Below are 3,199 nucleotides of genomic sequence, written 5' to 3' on the forward strand. Positions count from 1 at the left end.
ACCCTGCTCAAGCGTCCGGCTCAGCCAATCGAAGTGTCACAGGCAGTGCTCTTCCTCGCGTCGGACGAGTCGTCCTTCGTGCATGGCGCAGAGCTGGTGGTCGATGGCGGCTACACCGCCAACTGACGCAGGCACGGTCGACGAGTTGATCTTGCTGCCGGGCTGCGCATCTAGCCTGGACTTCATGATCGACTTGTCAAACGCTCGTGCTTAGCAGCTTCGACTTCCTATCTTCAATCAAGAGGCATTCTATGCGTTGTTATTGCGTCACACACCACGGCCAGCCGCTAAAGCTGACAGACAAACCGATCCCGCAACCGCAGGGCACCGAGGTGCTGTTGCGGGTGAAAGCCGCCGGTTTGTGTCACACCGACCTTCACCTGTGGGAAGGTTTTTACGATCTGGGCGCTGGCAAGCGCCTGATGCTGGCCGATCGCGGAATCAAGCCGCCTATGACCCTCAGCCACGAAATATGTGGTGAAGTCATCTCTGCTGGCAGCGAGGCGGGACAGCTGAAGGTTGGTATGCGCAGCCTTGTACACCCGTGGATTGGCTGTGGCGAATGCGCAGCCTGCCAGCGCGGCGAAGAAAACATCTGCATCAAGCCGCAGGCGTTAGGCGTGGTGCGGGCGGGCGGATTTGCCGAGTACGTCATTGTGCCGCACCCACGCTACCTGGTGGATATCGAGGGACTCGACGACGCTGAAGCCGCACCGCTGGCTTGCGCCGGCGTTACGACTTTCAGCGCCATCTCAAAGTTTGGTAACCGTATTCATGAAGGCCCAGTGGTCATCATTGGTGCCGGCGGCCTGGGCCTGATGGCCATTGAGGTACTCAAGGCAATGGGTGCCCATGGCGCTATCGTGGTCGATATCGACGCGAGCAAGCGCGAGGCAGCGCTCGCTGCTGGTGCGTTAGCGGTCATCGACGGCAAAGCCACTGATGCAGCACAACAGATCATGCAAGCCACCGACGGTGGCGCACGTGCAGTCCTCGACCTGGTGGGCGCCACGCCAACGGTAACCCTGGCCATCGCAAGCTGTGCGCGTGGTGGGCACATCGTCATCTGCGGCCTGATGGGGGGCGACATCACCCTGTCGCTGCCAGTGATCCCTATGCGCCCGCTGACCATTGAAGGCAGCTATGTCGGCTCGCTGGCCGAGTTGCACGAGTTGGTGAAGTTGGTCAAGCGTACAGGAATGTCTGCCATTCCCGTGACGCGCCGTCCTATGTCCGAAATCAACTCCGCCATGCAGGACCTGCAGAACGGCAAGGTGATCGGCCGTACGGTCCTCATTCCCTGAAATTTCAAAGGTCCCTCTATGTATACCGAGCTTAGTCTTTATATTGATGGTCAGTTCCTTCAAGGCGGAGGACGTCGTGAACACGACGTGCTCAACCCTGCCACGAACCTTCCGGTCGGCAAACTGCCCCATGCAACGCACGCGGATCTGGATTTGGCGTTGTCGACCGCGCAGCGCGCGTTTGAGTCCTGGCGCAAGAGTTCGCCGCTGCAGCGCAGCCAGATCTTGCGCAAGGTGGGCGAGTTGATGCGTGAGCGTGCACAGGCCATCGGTCGCAACATCACGCTGGAACAAGGCAAACCCTTGGCCGAGGCCGTAGGTGAAGTGACCGTCTGCGCCGAACATGCCGACTGGCATGCCGAGGAGTGCCGTCGTATCTACGGTCGGATCATCCCGGCACGCAACAGTCAGGTGCAACAGACAGTCTTGCATGAACCAATCGGCGTGTGCGTGGCGTTCTCTCCGTGGAACTTCCCTTTCAGTCAAGCCTTCCGCAAGGTGGCGGCGGCAGTGGGCGCGGGGTGTTCAGTCATTCTCAAGGGCTCCAGTGACACACCCAGTGCGGTGGTTGCCATCGCTCAACTGTTCCATGATGCCGGTTTACCGCCTGGCGTGTTGAACCTGGTCTCGGGGGACTCAGGAATGATCTCGGACCACCTGATCAAGTCACCGATCGTGCGTAAGATCTCGTTCACAGGCTCGACCCCCGTGGGCCAGCATCTGGCCGCACTGGCGGGTTCTTTGATGAAACGCTGCACTATGGAACTGGGTGGCCACGCGCCGGTGATCGTGTGCAATGATGCCGATATTGACAGCGCTGCGGAAACAATGGCTGGTTTCAAGTTCCGCAACGCGGGGCAGGTCTGTATTTCCCCCACACGCTTTTTTGTTCAAGAAGGGGCCTATGACCGCTTCGTCGAGTGCTTCGTGGCCAAAGCCCAGTCCTTGAAGGTGGGCGATGGCCTGGAGGCTCGCACCCAGATGGGGCCATTAGCGCAACATCGTCGCGTAACCGCCATGGAAAGGTTTGTTGAGGATGCGCGGCAACGGGGGGCGAGCATCCTGACAGGTGGAAGTGCGTTACCGGGAGACGGCAACTTCTTTGCACCCACCGTAATGACCGATTTGCCGGAAGATTCCCGCTTCATGAACGACGAGCCGTTTGGACCGCTGGCCGGTATCGTGCGTTTCAAAACAGTGGAGGAGGCCTTGCAGCGCGCTAATCGCTTGCCGTTTGGCCTGGCATCCTACGCCTTCACAACGTCCAGTAAGAACGCGAATACCATCTCCCGCGGGCTTGAGGCAGGTATGGTGTCGATCAACCATCTGGGGCTCGCTGTCGCGGAGACGCCATTCGGCGGCATCAAGGACAGTGGCTACGGCAGTGAGGGCGGTAGCGAAACCTTCGATGGCTACCTCACGACCAAATTCGTGACCCAACTCAATTAACTGACTTGAGTGTGCAGTGGCCAACGAACAGGTTCTTACCACACTGACCGAGCCCGATGTCGGATCTGATGCAGCCACGCTCAGTAATCGCGCCGTGAAAGACGGCGACGATTACTGTGGCAACAAGCGCATGTATCAGCGCAGACCTATGGCATATCAACGGATACAAGGTTGAGCGCTTTTATCGCGACGTGCGCCTGTATGAAGGTACCGTCCATACCCAGCAACTGATCATTGGCAAGCACTTAATGCGTCAGATCTAAGGAAACTGAAAAAGACTTCCTGATTTTGGCAAAATAGCCGGACACCACCCGCCGAATTTTCCGATGAAGCAGATCTCCTTCGCCGATGCTGAGTATGCCGGCAAGCGTAAACAAACCCGACGTGAGCGTTTTCTGATCGAGATGGATCGGGTGGTGCCGTGGAAGGGCTTGATTGCCTTGATC

The 3,199-nt window shown here is 58.5% G+C and carries 3 protein-coding genes and 1 pseudogene; all 4 read left to right on the top strand.

Going from position 1 to position 3,199, the window contains the following annotated elements; all coding sequences use genetic code 11:
- Positions 1–3 precede the first annotated feature (3 nt).
- Positions 4–126, top strand: coding sequence for an SDR family oxidoreductase (locus tag TU80_RS32515; protein ID WP_268939108.1), 123 nt, complete (start codon positions 4–6; stop codon positions 124–126).
- A gap of 125 nt (positions 127–251) precedes the next feature.
- Positions 252–1,304, top strand: a complete 1,053-nt coding sequence (locus TU80_RS30925; RefSeq protein ID WP_057006134.1) for an alcohol dehydrogenase — start codon at positions 252–254, stop codon at positions 1,302–1,304.
- 18 nt (positions 1,305–1,322) lie between these two features.
- Positions 1,323–2,753, top strand: coding sequence for an NAD-dependent succinate-semialdehyde dehydrogenase (locus TU80_RS30930; protein WP_057006135.1), 1,431 nt, complete (start codon positions 1,323–1,325; stop codon positions 2,751–2,753).
- A 326-nt stretch (positions 2,754–3,079) separates the two neighbouring features.
- Positions 3,080–3,199 (top strand): annotated as a pseudogene (locus TU80_RS32960) (IS5/IS1182 family transposase); the annotation flags it as partial.

The sequence above is a fragment of the Pseudomonas veronii genome, from assembly GCF_001439695.1.
Classification (GTDB): Bacteria; Pseudomonadota; Gammaproteobacteria; order Pseudomonadales; family Pseudomonadaceae; genus Aquipseudomonas; species Aquipseudomonas veronii.

What these genes read in the sequence shown, in the direction of transcription:
- TU80_RS30925 (WP_057006134.1), top strand. Translation starts at nt 252, where the DNA reads ATGCGTTGTTATTGCGTCACACACCACGGCCAGCCGCTAAAGCTGACA.
- TU80_RS30930 (WP_057006135.1), top strand. Translation starts at nt 1,323, where the DNA reads ATGTATACCGAGCTTAGTCTTTATATTGATGGTCAGTTCCTTCAAGGC.